Source organism: Nocardia sp. NPDC004123, assembly GCF_053603795.1.
The window spans coordinates 1-14,979 of the sequence record NZ_JBSGGG010000039.1; the positions used below are offsets into that span (position 1 = coordinate 1).

The window sequence follows — 14,979 nt, forward strand, 5'->3', positions numbered from 1 at the left end:
TGTACCCCGAAGGGCCTTACCGCTCGACTTGCATGTGTTAAGCACGCCGCTAGCGTTCGTCCTGAGCCAGGATCAAACTCTCCGTTGAAGACTCTCGATCCACTCCCGAAGGAGCCAATCAGAAGAATGTTCGCAGAGTCCGAAAACCTAGCGATAAAAACGCCAGCCGGAAATTAGCTGACTTAAATGTCCGACCCCAGCACACGGGGGGTGTGAGGCCGGAACCAAATTAAATATTTGGCACTGACATTCATCGACACACTATTGAGTTCTCAAAGAACACACGCACAAGCAATCGATCCAAAATTGATTGGATGTCCTGCGAGGCAACTTTTCCAGCCTAGCCGCGAGCCTCCGCAGAGTCAAGGGCCAATTTTCTGGCTGGCGTGTTCGCGTCCGGCGCTCCTCGTCCAACCTCGTATCCGTTTCCGAAGATTTCCAGCCTCTGAGCTGGGCGTTTCGGTCCCGGTCGGTGTCCGTGTCGCTCTGACCTGGACTAAGTTACGCGGCGGATAACGCGAGGTCAAATCCGCTGGTCGCAGAGTCGTTTGCGCTGGTGAACGGGCTGCTGACCGGGGCAATCGGCGACCTGGGCCACTGGTTTGTGACCCAGGTCATTTCGATCTTGTTTCGGTATCGGCGAACCGGTCAGTCGGCCGCGCGGCGCACGCCGGCGAAGTTCTTCTTGCCGCGACGCAGCACCAGCCAGCGTCCGTGCAGGTAGTCGGCGTCGGACGGGGTCCACTCCGGATCGGACACCTTCTCGTTGTTCACCGCGGCGCCGCCCTCGTTGACCGCGCGACGGGCCGCACTACGGCCCTCGCACAGACCCGAGTCGACCAGCAGATCCACGATGGTGGACGTTCCGGTCGCCTCGGCGACCTTGCCGTCGACCGCGGATTCGGCCAGGGCCGCCGACAGCGTGGCGTCGTCGAGCTCGCGCAGATCGCCGCGGCCGAACAGGGCCTGGCTGGCCAGCTGAACCGCACGGGTGTTCGCCTCGCCGTGCACGAGCGTGGTCATCTCGGCGGCCAGTCGCTTCTGGGCCTCGCGGGCGAAGGGGCGCTCGGCGGTCGCCTTCTCGAGCTCGTCGAGTTCCTCGCGGGAGAGGAAGGTGAACCAGCGCAGGTAGCGGACCACGTCGGCGTCGGCGGTGTTCACGAAGTACTGGTACCAGGCGTAGGGGCTGGTCATCTCCGGGTCCAGCCAGAGGCTGCCGCCGCCGGTGGACTTGCCGAACTTCTTGCCGTCGGCCGAGGTCACCAGCGGGACGGTGAGGGCGTGCACGTGCTCGCCGTCGACCCGGCGGTTGAGCTCCACGCCCGCGATGATGTTGCCCCACTGGTCGGAACCGCCGACCTGCAGCGTGCAGCCGTATTCGCGGCGCAGCTGCAGGAAGTCGTTGGCCTGCAACAGCATGTAGCTGAACTCGGTGTAGGACATGCCGTCCGACTCCAGCCGGCGCTTGACGGTGTCGCGGGCCAGCATGACGTTCACCGAGAAGTGCTTGCCGATGTCCCGCAGGAACGAGACCGTGGACAGCGACCCGGTCCAGTCCATGTTGTTGGCGATGATCGCCGCGTTCGGGCCGTCCAGATCCACGAAGCGCTCGAGCTGGGAGCGGATGCGGCCGGCCCATTCGGCGACGGTGTCGGTGGAGTTCATGGTGCGCTCGCCGACGTCGCGGGGGTCACCGATGAGACCGGTCGCGCCACCGGCCAGCACGATCGGGCGGTGGCCGGCGCGCTGGAAGCGCTTGAGTGCCAGCAGGGGAACCAGGTGTCCGGCGTGCAGGCTGGCCGCGGTCGGGTCGAACCCGGCATAGAGGGTGATCGGGCCCTTGGCCGCGGCCGCACGCAGGGCGTCCAGGTCGGTGGACTGCGCGATCAACCCGCGCCAGGTCAGTTCATCGATGATGTCGCCGCTCACGGCCTCCATCTTTCCATTCCGCCTCTCCGCGACTTTTTCGCCCGGCCTTGGTGCCGTCGCCGGTACTGCATGCGGCCGCCGGTGGAGAGCCGAAACAATTTTGGCCGTCCCCGACGAGTTACCCCGGTCGCAACGAAATCAGTTGGCGCATGACATACGAGGAAACCCGCCGCCGAGTTTCGTCGGCGACGGGCTTGGGGTCGAGCGATTGTTCGGGTCACTTCACCAGGTTGGTGAAGGTGGAGAAGGAGGCGCGGCGTTCGTAGGCGATCCAGGCGAAGACGCCGACCAGGATGAGCGGGAAGACCGCCAGGGCCGGGGAGCCGAGGACGAAGGCCTGGGTGGCGGCGGCGCACACCATGGTGATGGACAGGCCCGCGGCGGCGGGGCCGTTCAGGCGGGCGACCAGCAGGCCGATGCCACCGGAGACCTCGACCAGGCCGGTGAAGTAGCGGAACCAGTCGCCCCAGCCGATCTGGTGGAAGACGCGGACGGCGTCGGCCTGGCCCGCGAACTTCGGCAGGCCGGAGGCGACGATGAAGAACAGGCCGAGCACGATCTGCAGGGTCCACAGCACGCGGTTGCGGAGCTTGCCCGAGGTGGCGGTGATGGCGACGGTCGGGGTGGCGGCGATGGCGGTCATGTCGAATGTCCTTCCGGGGCTTGTCGGTTCGGTGTCGAACTCGCTTGCTCACTAGGACGGGGGCCGTCGCGGAAACTCATCGCCGCTCGGCAGAATTTTTTGGCCAGGGCTCGAAGGCGGCCCCGAGCGCGGTCAGGTGGACGCGGCTGGCGGTGGCGGCTGCCTCGGGATCGCGGGCGCGGATGGCGTCGTAGAGGTGCTCGTGTGCGTCGTGGTCGGTGGCCGGATCGCGCAATGGGCGGATGCGGAGCATGTCGATCATGGCGTGGCGCGAGCGCGGGACGAAGGCATTGAACAGCTCGAGCAGGATGTCGTTGTGGGCGGCGGCCACGACCGTGCGGTGGAAGGCGGTGTCGGCGTCGACCAATCCTTCGACGGAATCGCCGCTCTCGGCGCGGGCGGCCAGGGCGCGGAGCATGGCGCGCAGGTCGGCGGGGGTGCGGCGGCGGGCGGCCAGGGCCGCGCCCTCGGCCTCGATGGCGATGCGGGCCTCGAGGACGGTGACGATGTCCGAGCGGCGCAGCACCGTGTCCCAGTCCTCGGCGACATCCAGGGCGGTGACGAAAACGCCCGCGCCCTGGCGGCTTTCGAGCACGCCCTTACCCGCGAGTTCGCGAATGGCCTCGCGGAGCGTCGAGCGGCCGACACCGAGCTGGGCGGCGAGCGTGGTCTCGCCGGGGAGGCGGTGGCCCAGCTGCCACTCCCCCGCACGAATTCGCGAGAGCAGGACCTCGGCGGCCTGGGCGGCGAGCGGATGCCTCTGTACCTGCGCCACTATTGCTCGGCCTCTCTACTTGTCTGAGGAGTTAATCCCCTCTAGTCTAGTCCACATGCTTCTGGGTGCCCTGCTTCTCCTTCACCGCCGCGGCGGGGTCTGACCGACCGGCACCCCGCTAGCGGGCTCGCTGTGCTGCGCCGGTCACCTCCTCCGACGCGAAAGCGAATCTTCCGTGAGCACTCCCCCGAGCTGGAATCGTCAGCAGCCGTCCGTCATGCCCTCGCATCGGTATCGCGATGTGTACCAACGGGTTTCGGTGCCGCTGACCGAACGTTCCTGGCCCGCCAACCGGATCACGACCGCACCGCTGTGGGTGCCGGTGGATCTGCGCGACGGCAATCAGGCCCTGGCCGAGCCGATGGATCCCGACCGCAAGCGGCGGTTCTTCGAACTGCTGGTGGCCATGGGCTACAAGGAGATCGAGGTCGGCTATCCCAGCGCCTCGCAGACCGACTTCGACTTCGTGCGATTGATCGGGGCCGAGCGGCTGGCTCCCGAGGACGTCACCATCGTCGTCTTCACCCCCGCGCGCCGGGATCTGATCGAGCGGACCGTGGAATCGGTACGCGGCATTCCCAACGATGTAGTCATCCACATGTACACCGCCACCGCGCCTACCTGGCGGAATGTGGTGCTGGGCAAGACCCGTGACGAGCTGGCCGAGCTGATCACGGCCGGCGGGCGCGATGTGCTGGAACTGGCCGGGGACATGCCGAATGTCCGGTTCCAGTTCTCGCCCGAGGTGTTCATGCTGACCGAACCGGATTTCGTGCTGGATGTCTGCGACCGCATGACGACGTTGTGGGACACCACGCCCGAGCGGCCGGTGACGCTGAACCTGCCCGCGACGGTCGAGGTGGCGACGCCGAATGTGTATGCCGATCAGATCGAGTACATGCACCGGAACCTGGCGCGCCGCGACAGCGTGATCCTGTCGGTGCATCCGCACAATGACCGCGGCACCGGGATCGCGTGCGCGGAGTTGGCGGTACTGGCCGGGGCGCAGCGGGTCGAGGGGTGCGTGTTCGGCAACGGAGAGCGCACGGGCAATGTGGATCTGGCGACGCTGGCGTTGAATCTGCATGCGCAGGGCGTGGATCCGATGATCGACTTCTCCGATATCGACCAGGTGCGGCGAACCGTCGAGTACTGCACGCGGCTGCCGGTGCACGAACGCCATCCCTACGCAGGTGATCTGGTGTACACGGCGTATTCGGGGACGCATCAGGACGCGATCAAGAAGGGGTTCGCCGAGCATCGCGAGCGGGCGGTCCGGCTGGGGCAGCCCGAACGTGAAATCGCCTGGGAGGTACCGTATCTGCCCATCGATCCGGCCGATGTCGGCCGCTCCTACGACGCGGTGATCCGGGTCAATTCGCAGTCCGGCAAGGGTGGGATCGCGTACCTGCTGGAGGCCGAGTACGGCCTGGAGTTGCCGCGCCGCCTGCAGATCGACTTCGCCCGCCACGTCCAGCACCACACCGACCGGACCGGGACCGAGGTGTCGGCGCGAACGCTGTGGGAGCTGTTCACCGCCACCTATGCGGGGGGCCCGGCCGATTCGGCTATCCCCGCCGACGCGACGGTCGAGGACGCCATCGGTCTGCTGGGCCGGCGTGGGTTCTCGGTCGAGGTGTTGTCGGTGACGCATCAGAGCGTGGCCCGCGCCGGAGTCGATCCGGCCGTCACCTACCTGGAGTACCGGACGGACGATGGCGTGGCCTGGGCCTTCGGTAGCGGTGAAACCTCCGCCCGCGCCACGGTTTCCGCAGTGCTGGCGGCCGGGGAGCGAGCCGCCCGGGCGGTACCGCTGCGCGTGTAGCCGGAGCTACCCGATGATGTCGCCGAGGACGGACCCGGTGCCGGGACCGTCCAGGCGACGCTCGAGTTCGGCCACCCGGTGTTCGAGTTCGGTGATGCGCTGGCGGAGTTCGGCTTCGGCCGAGGGCACGCCGGTCGGGCCGGGGCTCGCGGCCATGCGGGCGTCGATCCGGTCCCGGAGGTCGTCGGTTGTGGCGCCCTCGCTGATGAGAACCTGCGAGGCCACGCCGGAGCCCTCGGCGACCAGGGCCAGCAGCAGGTGTTCGGGGCCGATGTAGTTGTGCTGCAGGCGCATTGCCTCGCGCAGCGACATCTCCAGCACCTTCTTCGAGCGGGGTGTGAAGGGAATGTGCCCGGCGGGGGCACCGTTCTCCTGGACGCCGACCGCCTGGTTCACTCGCTCGCGGAGGCCGGAGAGGTCCAGGCCCACGTCCGCGAGGGCCTGCCCTGCGATCGGATCACCGCCGTGCAGGAGGCCGAGCAGCAGGTGTTCGGTTCCTATCCAGTCGTGCCCGAGCAGGCGGGCCTCCTCCTGGGCCAGCACGATGGCGCGGCGGGCAGTGTCGGTGAACCGTTCGAACATGGGCTATTCCACCTAGGGTGAGCGGTCGATTCGTCCACCGTAGTCCTCCGGTCCGCCCGCCGATACGGACTCCGGTGCGCCGCATCCCGCCCGGCGCGCGGACCGATCCGGACTAGGCGGAACGATCCAGCTTGGGAGCGCGCGGGCTGCGGCGGTAGGTCGACACCGCCGGGGAATCCGGCAGCCACAGCCGCCACGGACGGTCGGCGGCCAGGCTCACCCCGACTCGGGGACCGGCGGATACGGCAGCGGGATCGGTGATCTCGGGGCCGAGTTCCAAGCGAATCGGCGCGTCCGGGTCGAAGAGACGAGTTCCGTAGTCGTCCAGGCGAATTCCGAGGGCGCTGCCGACATTGCCGGGGCCACGGGCCAGGTCGGCGTCGGATTTGGCGGCGGGGCGGCGGGTGCGGGCGAGATCGTGGCCCGCGATGATCTCGCCGGCCCGGACGAGGACGGCACTGGCGATGCCGTCGGGACCGCTGGTGACGTTCACGCAGGTGTGCATGCCGTAGCTGAAGTAGACGTACAGCACGCCGGGCGGGCCGAACATGACCGCGTTGCGCGGGGTGCGGCCGCGGCCGGAGTGGGCGGCCGGGTCGGGCCACGGCCCGGCGGGGTCGCTCCCATAGGCCTCGGCCTCGACGATGCGCAGGCCCACCGGCCCGGACCAGAGCGTGCTGCCGAGCAGGCGCCGCGCGGCGCACAGTGGTTCGACGGCAAGCTCTTCGGCACTCACGCCGACCTATTGTTCCGCACGGCCGTCCCGCCCGGAGTGCCGGGACGGCCGTGCGGGTCCGGTTACCGCGGGGCCGGAGCCGAAGCGGTGGTCAGAGCCAGGTTGCGACGCCGCCGTGGTGCGAGCAGGTGCCGCTGCGGTGCTGACTGAAGCTGTAGGTGCCGTCCTTGCAGCGGGCGGTAGCCCCGTCCGGGACGGTGGGAGACTGCTCCGGGCGCGGCACGCAGGCGCCACTCACGTTCTCGTATTCGCTGGCAGCGCAGGCGGTGTGGAGCACCGGCGCGGCGACCGCGGGACCGGCGAGCGCGCTGCTCACACCGATGAAGGCCGCGGCGGCCCAGGGCAGGATGTGTCGCGCCGCACGGCGCTTGGTATAGCCGATCATTACGGAATCCCTTGCAGAATAGCGGTGTCGAAACGGGAGCGGATGCCCCCGACGAGCGCCGAATAGTACGGGTCCGCTATCGCCGCGACACCGGATTCCTGTCGACCGACCGATTCGGCGACCTATTCGCCGCCACCCTGTTGCTGAATACCGGCCAGTTTGTCCGGATTCACCTGGAAGCGAATGTTTTCGATGTGACCATCGCGAATGTCGTAGGTCAGAGCACCCACGCGGTAGTCGCCGATCATGGCCAGCACGCCGAGTTCGCCATTGATGTAGGCGGATTCGAGGCGGATGCCCGCGCTGATCGGTTTGGCCATGGCGCCGAGCATCCAGCGAGCCACATGGTCGGGACCGTAGAGCGGGCGGCGGGCGGCGGTGACCTTGCCGCCACCGTCGTTCCACAGCGTCACGTCGGGGGCCAGTAGTTCCATGAGCGCGTTGACATCTCCGCCCTGGGCCGCGGCCATGAACTTCTCGGTGATCTCCGAGCGGATCGAGACATCGGTGTCGAAGCGCGGGCGGCGCGAGTGCACATGAGAGCGGGCGCGGTGCGAGATCTGGCGGACGGTGGCCTCGGGGCGGTCCAGGAAACCGGCGATCTCGGCATGCGAATAGCCGAAGACCTCGCGCAGCACGAAGACCGCGCGCTCGGCCGGGCTCAGGGTTTCGAGGACGACCAGCATGGCGGTCGACACGGTGTCGGCCATCTCGGTCTCCTCTGCGGCGTCGGCCGTGCTGGTGAGCAGGGGTTCGGGCAGCCACGGCCCGACATAGGTCTCGCGGGTGGAGCGCGCCGAGGTGAGGCGGTTGAGCGCCAGATTGGTGACGGTGCGGACCAGATAGGACTTGGGGTGGGTGACCGTGTCCCGGTCCACCTCGTGCCATTTGATCCAGGCGTCCTGCAGGATGTCCTCGGCGTCGGTGACGGTGCCGAGCATCTGATACGCGGTGCCGAACAGCAGCCGGCGGTGTGCCACGAAGGGATCGATCGAATCGTCCTGCCGGGCAGCGGGTACGGGCTGGTCGGGCGTGTGATCCTGCATGGGACTCATACCTACCGGGTCTTGCGAAATGAATCCATCGACGGGCCGGGATATCGCATCGATATCCCGGCTACCTGGGCGGACGCGAACCGCAGAGAGACGTTCGGGTCGTTTCGATGATCTCAGCATGCGATCGCGCGGGTGGCGCGGCCGCCGTTGGCGAACTGCACCTGCATGTTCATGTGCTTGCTCATCTTGTACACGGGCACCGGGCTACCGCTGACCTGCTCCTTGTAGACGACGGCGGCGCGGCCCCTCAGGTACCAGCGGCGCGGGGTGTCGTCGGCCTTGGTGAACTGGATGACCGCGTCCTTGCGGCCCAGGCTCACCGGCTGGTGGATGTAGCCGAAACGGAAGGGCTTCACGGTCTTTCCGCGCAGCCGGCGGGCCAGGCTGTCGGCGGCGTAGGCGGCGGTGGGCATGCCGCTCTGGCAGGTGCCGTGCAGAACGCCGAAGGGCATGCGTACCGCGGCGGCGTCACCGATGGGCAGGATCTCCGGGTGCGAGACCGAGCGCAGGGTGGTGTCGGTGACGATCAATCCGCGCTCGTCCACGGCGATTCCGGCCTGAGCGGCCAGCGGCGACACCTTCACGCCCGCGGTCCACAGGGTCAGGTCCGAGGCCATCAGGTCGCCGGTGGTCAGCCGCACGGCATCGGGCAGCACCTTGGCGACCTGCACACCGACCTTGCGGACGATGCCGAGCCGGTCCAGGGCGCGGTTCAGGTGCGCGCGGGCCTTGTCGCCCATCATGTGTCCGGGTTCCTGGGCGCTGATCAGGGTGACTTTCAGGCCCGGGTGCGATTCGGCGATCTCGGTGGCCGCCTCGATACCGGTCAGACCGCCGCCGACCACGGTGACAGTGCCTGCGGCAGCGGCGATTTCGGCGAGCCGGTGCGAGAAGCGGCGGGCCTGACGCGGGTCGTTGAGGGTCCAGGCGTGGTGGTCGGCGCCGGGCACGATCGAGGTGTCGGTGGTGCTGCCGAGGGCGTAGATCAGCGTGTCGTAGGGCAGATCGGTGGTGTCGTCGAGGGTGACGACGCGGGCCTCGGCGTCGATGGCGACGGCGGCCGCGCGGTGGAAGACCACGCCCGAACCGGCCAGCAGCTCGGGGATGCGGTGGTCGGCCAGTTCCTGCCCGGCGGCGATCTGGTGCATGCGCAGCCGCTCGGTGAAGCGCTCCGAGGGGTTCACCAGTGTGATGTGGGCGTCCAGCTTCCGGGTGCGGCGGGCCAGGCGGATGGCGGCCAGCATGCCGGTGTAGCCGGCGCCGAGGACGACGATTCGGTGGGTATTGGTGGTGGCGTTCATGGTCGGCTCCGTGGGGCTCGTTCCTGCTGGGTCGGGCATGAGACAGGACAGCCCCGCGGAACGTGACAACCCGCCAGTGTGAACTGGGTCACAGCGGAACATTCGGGCCCGGTCGCCGGTTGGCAGAGGGGTGGCCGGACCCTCCGGCCTGCGGAAACAGCGTCGGAGTGTGAGGTGTGATGGCCGTACAGGTCGAGATCTGGACCGATATCAACTGCCCGTTCTGCTATCTGGGCAAGCGGCGTTTCGAGGAGGCGCTGGAGGCGTTCCCGCATCGGGATGCCGTGTCGGTGGTGCACCGGTCCTTCGAGCTGGACCCGACGCTGCCCCGGGACCACAGCGACGCGGTGGTGCCGCACATCGCGGAGAAGTACGGCATCAGCGAGGCGCAGGCCGCCGCCAATGAGCGCGGCATCGGGGCGCAGGCCGAGGCGGTCGGGCTGCCCTATCTGACCTCGGGGCGGGACTTCGGCAACAGCTTCGACATGCATCGGCTGCTGCACTTCTCGCTCGAGCAGGGCAAGCAGGAGCAGCTGCTGGATGCCTTGTACGCGGCCAATTTCGCCGAGGAGGAGCCGCTTTTCGGAGATACCGAACGACTGGTTCGGGTCGCGGTGGCGGCCGGATTCGACGACGCCGCCGTACGCGAGGTGCTCGCGGATCCCGAGGCCTACGCCGACGCGGTGCGTGCCGACGAGGCCGAGGCCGCCCGGCTCGGCGCGCGTGGCGTGCCGTTCTTCGTGCTCGACCGCAAGTACGGGGTGTCGGGCGCGCAGCCGTCGGAGGTGTTCGCGCAGGCGCTGGAACGGGCGTGGAGCGATCACGCGCCGGAGCTCGAGATCGTCGCGGACGGCGAGGCCTGCGGTCCCGACGGTTGCGCGCTGCCGCAACGGGATTGAGCGCGGCTAGCGATCGCCGTCGCGAATGATCCGGTGCCCGAACCCCGAGATGTCCTGCAGGTACGCGCTGCGCTCCCCGGATCGGAGCCGGAGCAGATCGTCGGCGATCACGAAGCCATAGGCGACCAGCATCAGGACCACGAGCTGCCCCCAGGCCACCCAGGCGATGCCGATCGGCGCGGTGGCCAGAACGGCGATCGCGGCGATGAATCGCAGACCCGGGCGGGGAATGCCCAGGGCCAGCCGGAACAGGCACTGGCCCAGCAGGAACAGGGCCACGCCGCCCGAAAGGGCCAGTGCCGCGGCCTTACTCGCGGGCTGATTGCCGTGCCCGATGGTCATGGAGATGCCGGCCGCGGTCAGGATGATGCCGAGCACCAGCACGAACAGTGAATAGCCGTAGGCGAGTACCGCGGTGCGGATCTGCGCCGGGCCCCGCAGTGCCCGCAGCCGGTGCTCGCCGCGCTCGTCGTCGAAGCCGAAATAGGCCCACCACAGCACATATCCGAGGGTGAGGCCGAGGCCCGCGGTCGCGACCAGGCCGACGGTGAGGTCCATACCGGTCAGGTTCGCGCCGATGGCCACCACCGATTCGCCCAGCGCGATGATCACGACCAGACCATGGCGTTCGCAGAAATGGCTGGGGCGGATGACGAATCCCTCGGTGCGGGCCAGGTACGGCGAGACCACCTGCACCGCGACCGCGATCATCCACAGCACGGCGCGCACCCAGCCCTCGGCGATGCCGCCCGCCAGCACCAGCACCGCGGACACGGCATTGAGCGGCGCGAGACGCAGGATCGCGGAGGTCGCCCCCCGGCTGCCCGACCTTGCGAACATGACGCTGTGCACCGTGTTGATCACGAAGTACCCGAGCCCGAAGGCCAGCCCGGAACCCTGGAACGCACTCGGAATCGCGAGGGCGATCACGAAGAAACCGAACATGCCGATGAGCAGGAACGTGCGGCGCGACGAATTGCTCGGGGCGACCTCATTGGTGAGGAAGACGTACCCGCTGTACATCCACCAGATGATGGCGAACATGAGCGCCACGTGTCCCAGCTCGGACCAGCCGGGATGGTGGGTGAAGGCGTGGGTGAGCTGGGTGATGGTGAAGACGAAGACGAGGTCGAAGAACAGTTCCAGAGTCGAGGCCCGGACCTGTCCGCCTTCCGCTTCGACCTCGCCGGCCGGGCCGGACGTATCGCTGGTCACGTCCAGAGCGTAGAGCCGCCCGGCGCCGGCCGCCGCCTGCGCCCGGCCGCCCTCCCGGCGATTCCGCGCTCGGTGCGCTCACCACCGCGCCGGCCAGGCGATCGGCCGCCCCGCTACCTGGCGACCACGCGGAGCTCGGCGGGTGCGGGGTCCATGGTTCGACGGTAGGTCCGCAGGGGCGTTGGAGCCGGTCACCGGTGGTGACGAAACTGTGACGGCGACTTGGGAAATGGCTCGGACCAGGTGATTCGCGGTTCGCCGCCGCCTAGGGTGGGGAGATGCGGATTCTGGTGGCGGATGACGATCCCGTCGTGCGCGAGGTGGTGCGGCGGTATCTGGAGCGGGACGGGCTCGAGGTGATCGAGACCGCGGACGGGCCGGCGACCGCAGCCGTGCTGGCCCGGAACGAGATCGATCTGGCGGTGCTGGATGTGATGATGCCGCCGCCGGATGGGATCGATCTGACGCGGGCCGTGCGGGCGGGGGCGCATCCGGAGACGCCGATCATTCTGCTGACCGCGCTCGGCGAGGAGGACGATCGGGTGATCGGGTTGCAGGCGGGCGCGGACGACTATGTGACCAAGCCGTTCAGTCCGCGCGAGCTGGCGCTGCGGGTGGCGTCGGTGCTGCGGCGCTCGCATCCGCAGCCGGTGGCCGACGAGGTGCTGCGCGGGGACGGGGTGGAGTTGAACCGGGCGGCGCGGACCGTGGTGGCGGGTGGAACGCCGGTCGAATTGACCGCGCGCGAATTCGATCTGCTGGCCTTCCTGCTGGCGCACCAGCGGCGCGTCTTCAGCCGGCAGGAGTTGCTCGCCGAGGTGTGGGGCTGGAACTTCGGCGACCTGTCCACGGTCACCGTGCACGTGAAGCGGTTGCGCGCCAAACTGGGCGCCGCACATCGGATCGAGACGGTGTGGGGTCGCGGATATGCCTGGGGCCGCGCCGATCTCGGTATCGAACCGGGAACCGAGGAGGTGTCCGGTGCCGACTGATACGCCGGGGCTGATCGGGTACGCGCTGGCCGGCACGCTGCCGGTGGTGGTGATCGGCGCACTGCTGCTGCGCTACACCCGCAATCGCGCGATGACCACGAGCATGGCCGTGCTGGTGCTGATTCCGACGCTGGCCACGCTGTGCGGAGTGGTGGCGGTGAGCGGGCTCATGTTCGGGGCCGAATTCGAGCGCACGGCAGTGGTATTGGCCGTCGTCACCGCGGTCACCGTGCCCGCGGCGATTCTGCTCGGCCGCGAGCAGGCCCGCGCCACGGTGTGGGAGCGCGAGATGCTCGAGCAGGAGCGCGCGGCGGAACGGTCGCGGCGCGAGCTGGTGGCCTGGGTCAGCCACGATCTGCGCACCCCGCTGGCGGGGATTCGCGCCATGGGCGAGGCGCTGCAGGACGGGGTGGTGTCGCGTCCCGAGGATGTGCAGCGGTACGCGGACCAGATTGTGCGCGAGACGAATCGGCTCTCCACGATGGTGGACGACCTGTTCGAGATGTCGAAGATCAATTCGGGGGCGCTGCGGCTGCAGATGGAGCCGGTCGATCTGCGCGAGCTCATCGACGAGGTGCTGGCGGCCAACCGGCCGACGGCCGAACGCGCCCGGATCACCCTGGCCGCAACGCAACCCGAGGACAAGATCGTGGTGGCGGGCAGCGATCGGGCGCTGGGCCGGGTGCTGACCAACCTGGTCGCCAATGCCATCGCGCACACCCCGCCCGGCGGGCGCATCGACATCTCGGCGGGCGCCGACGCCGGGCACGCCTGGGCCCGGGTCGACGACACCGGGCCCGGCATCTCCGAAGCCGATCTGCCGCGCATCTTCGAGGTCGCGTACCGCGGCAGCTCAGCCCGCTCCCCCGGCGCGGCCGAACTCGGCAGCAGCAGCGGCATGGGGTTGGCCATTGCCGCGGGGCTGGTGGCGGCGCACCACGGGGACATCACCGCGCAGAATCGTTCCGACGGTGCGCGATTCGAGGTCCGGCTGCCGCTGCTGACCACCGCCGGGCGGTGAACAGCAGGTAGGCGGCCACCCCCGCCCAGACCACGGCGAGCGCGACCAGCAGGCCGACCGGGTAGTCACGGTTGAGGATGGTGGCATTGCCGGGGACCGCACCCTCGCGGCCGAGCACCGGGACGGCGATGAGGATCAGGGCCAGGCTGATGAACGCGCCCACGGCGTAGGCGGGCCACCAGCGGGCGGGGAGCACGAGGCGGCCGAGCGCGCCGGCGAGGGCCGCGGCCGGGCCGAAGACCAGGTTCTCGGCGAGAATGACGCCGATGAACCAGATCGCGACCGAGCGCAGGTCCGGGGTGCTCATCTTCAGCAGCAATTCGACGCCGTACGCGGCCAGGCCGATGCCCAGCGCGCTCAGCAGGATTCGGGTGATCGTCATGACAGTTCCTCGATCGATTTCAGCCATTTGGTCTGCAGGACGCCCGGGCGGCTGGGTGCGATGAGGCGGCAGGGGTAGCCGTGGTCGAGGGCGAGATCTTCGCCATTGAGGCGCAGGGCGATCAGCGTGGCGGCATCCACCACGTGGGTGCGGGGCAGGACGGACGAACCGTAGATGCCGGTCGTCTCCAGGGACACGAAACGCACGTCGCCGCCCCCGTATTCGCCCACCCGGGCCAGCAGGTCGCGCAGGCGGACACCGGACCAGTGGCCCTGCGCGCTCCAGCCTTCGACGCAGGCGATGGGCAGTGCGCTGCCGGTCTGCGGCAGGGCCTCCAGGTCGGCGCGGGAGAAACTGTGTTCGCGGCCACCGACTTTCACCGTCAGCGCGTACTGCGGTGAGCGGGCGGTCTCGGTGACTCCAGCGGCTGTGGCAGTCCGGTTGATCGGAACACCCTGTGGGCCTTCGCCACTGCGTGGCGCGAGCAGGGAGACCCAGCGCAGGAACGGGATCGACTGCCCCGCCACCGCCAGACCCGCCACGACCGCGCCCAGCCCGGCCGCGGCGAGCACCGCGCGCCGCGAAACACCCGGCTGCGCGCGTTCCGATTCTGCGGTCTGTTCGGCATCCGGGACAGGATCGTCGATCGGGCGCGAAAGCGCTTGCCGTACAACGGGAAGCTTGACCGCCAGATGCACCAGGACCGCACCGAAGGCCAGGTACGCCATGGCGTGATGCGTGGTGGTGAAGAAGAACCTCCACGGGTAGAACTGCGCGGTATTGAACAGCCCGGTCACGATCTGGAACAGCACCGCGCCGATCAGCACCACCACCGACAGCCGCTCCAGCGCGTCCGGAAGTCCCCGGCGCAACGACGGTTTGATGAAGAACCGCGGATACACCGACCAGAACTTCACCAGCAGCAGGGGGATCATCATGACCCCGACCGTCACGTGCGTGCCCTGCGTGAGCCGGTACAGCCACACCGGATGCGCAGGCCACCAGAACCAGTCCGGCGGATGCTGGATCAGATGGCTGATCAGGCCGGTCACGAACAGAATGGAGATGCCGACGCCGAGCGCAATGCCGGTCCGCGCGGCCACGGCCGTGGAGCGGGCAGGACTCAGCCGATCGGAAAGCGCAGCCGGCAGCAACAGTTGGAGCGGCCCGGCCCCCTCGACCCGGCCGGGCCCGTCGACCGGGCCAGGATCAGCTGTCCCACCAGACTGACCGGTCCCG

15 protein-coding genes and 1 rRNA gene are annotated in these 14,979 nt (G+C 68.7%); 4 read left to right on the top strand and 12 right to left on the bottom strand.

Translation table 11 applies throughout. The features are described from left to right. From ACWEQQ_RS40635 to ACWEQQ_RS40650, 4 genes are all read right to left on the bottom strand, one after another. A 16S ribosomal RNA gene (locus ACWEQQ_RS40635) occupies positions 1–88 on the bottom strand; the annotation flags it as partial. Positions 89–648: 560 nt separating this feature from the next. Beyond that, entirely contained in the window at positions 649–1,938 is a 1,290-nt protein-coding gene (gene tyrS, locus ACWEQQ_RS40640) for a tyrosine--tRNA ligase (protein WP_452343888.1), read from the bottom strand. Between the two features lie 208 nt (positions 1,939–2,146). Beyond that, on the bottom strand, positions 2,147–2,572 hold the full coding sequence (locus ACWEQQ_RS40645; RefSeq protein ID WP_452343887.1) for a DoxX family protein: 426 nt from the start codon (positions 2,570–2,572) through the stop codon (positions 2,147–2,149). Between the two features lie 76 nt (positions 2,573–2,648). Next, positions 2,649–3,350, bottom strand: a complete 702-nt coding sequence (locus ACWEQQ_RS40650; protein ID WP_452352003.1) for a FadR/GntR family transcriptional regulator — start codon at positions 3,348–3,350, stop codon at positions 2,649–2,651. A gap of 214 nt (positions 3,351–3,564) precedes the next feature. Between ACWEQQ_RS40650 and ACWEQQ_RS40655 the strand changes: the two genes are divergently transcribed. Next, the gene (locus tag ACWEQQ_RS40655; RefSeq protein ID WP_452352004.1) at positions 3,565–5,172 is read left to right on the top strand and encodes a 2-isopropylmalate synthase; all 1,608 of its coding nucleotides are present in this window, start codon (positions 3,565–3,567) and stop codon (positions 5,170–5,172) included. Between the two features lie 6 nt (positions 5,173–5,178). Here ACWEQQ_RS40655 and ACWEQQ_RS40660 read toward each other — a convergent pair whose 3' ends face one another. From ACWEQQ_RS40660 to ACWEQQ_RS40680, 5 genes are all read right to left on the bottom strand, one after another. Further along, complete coding sequence (locus ACWEQQ_RS40660) at positions 5,179–5,754, bottom strand: Clp protease N-terminal domain-containing protein (protein ID WP_452343886.1); 576 nt, start codon at positions 5,752–5,754, stop codon at positions 5,179–5,181. Between the two features lie 112 nt (positions 5,755–5,866). Further along, a complete protein-coding gene (locus tag ACWEQQ_RS40665) occupies positions 5,867–6,490 on the bottom strand; it encodes a DNA-3-methyladenine glycosylase (RefSeq protein ID WP_452343885.1) in 624 nt (207 codons plus the stop codon). A 91-nt stretch (positions 6,491–6,581) separates the two neighbouring features. Next, positions 6,582–6,875 (bottom strand): DUF3761 domain-containing protein, encoded by a 294-nt coding sequence (locus tag ACWEQQ_RS40670; protein ID WP_452343884.1) that lies wholly within the window; start codon positions 6,873–6,875, stop codon positions 6,582–6,584. A gap of 122 nt (positions 6,876–6,997) precedes the next feature. Next, entirely contained in the window at positions 6,998–7,921 is a 924-nt protein-coding gene (locus tag ACWEQQ_RS40675) for an RNA polymerase sigma-70 factor (RefSeq protein WP_452351960.1), read from the bottom strand. A 122-nt stretch (positions 7,922–8,043) separates the two neighbouring features. Further along, positions 8,044–9,231 carry an NAD(P)/FAD-dependent oxidoreductase gene (locus ACWEQQ_RS40680; protein WP_452351961.1) on the bottom strand — a complete coding sequence of 396 codons (1,188 nt, stop codon included), beginning with the start codon at positions 9,229–9,231 and terminating at the stop codon, positions 8,044–8,046. A 179-nt stretch (positions 9,232–9,410) separates the two neighbouring features. Between ACWEQQ_RS40680 and ACWEQQ_RS40685 the strand changes: the two genes are divergently transcribed. Beyond that, complete coding sequence (locus ACWEQQ_RS40685; RefSeq protein ID WP_452343881.1) at positions 9,411–10,130, top strand: DsbA family oxidoreductase; 720 nt, start codon at positions 9,411–9,413, stop codon at positions 10,128–10,130. Positions 10,131–10,136: 6 nt separating this feature from the next. On the opposite strand, the gene ACWEQQ_RS40690 is transcribed toward ACWEQQ_RS40685, so the two are convergent. Next, on the bottom strand, positions 10,137–11,345 hold the full coding sequence (locus ACWEQQ_RS40690; RefSeq protein WP_452351962.1) for a low temperature requirement protein A: 1,209 nt from the start codon (positions 11,343–11,345) through the stop codon (positions 10,137–10,139). A gap of 278 nt (positions 11,346–11,623) precedes the next feature. Between ACWEQQ_RS40690 and ACWEQQ_RS40695 the strand changes: the two genes are divergently transcribed. Continuing rightward, on the top strand, positions 11,624–12,337 hold the full coding sequence (locus tag ACWEQQ_RS40695) for a response regulator transcription factor (RefSeq protein WP_452343879.1): 714 nt from the start codon (positions 11,624–11,626) through the stop codon (positions 12,335–12,337). Beyond that, entirely contained in the window at positions 12,327–13,358 is a 1,032-nt protein-coding gene (locus ACWEQQ_RS40700; protein WP_452343878.1) for a sensor histidine kinase, read from the top strand. The genes ACWEQQ_RS40695 and ACWEQQ_RS40700 overlap by 11 nt, the downstream gene beginning before the upstream one ends. On the opposite strand, the gene ACWEQQ_RS40705 is transcribed toward ACWEQQ_RS40700, so the two are convergent. Together ACWEQQ_RS40705 and ACWEQQ_RS40710 are read right to left on the bottom strand one after the other, a co-directional pair. Then, the gene (locus ACWEQQ_RS40705; protein WP_452351963.1) at positions 13,285–13,740 is read right to left on the bottom strand and encodes a hypothetical protein; all 456 of its coding nucleotides are present in this window, start codon (positions 13,738–13,740) and stop codon (positions 13,285–13,287) included. The two genes, ACWEQQ_RS40700 and ACWEQQ_RS40705, sit on opposite strands and share 74 nt — an antisense overlap. Beyond that, on the bottom strand, positions 13,737–14,843 hold the full coding sequence (locus ACWEQQ_RS40710) for a molybdopterin-dependent oxidoreductase (RefSeq protein WP_452351964.1): 1,107 nt from the start codon (positions 14,841–14,843) through the stop codon (positions 13,737–13,739). The genes ACWEQQ_RS40705 and ACWEQQ_RS40710 overlap by 4 nt, the downstream gene beginning before the upstream one ends. Positions 14,844–14,979: the final 136 nt, after the last annotated feature.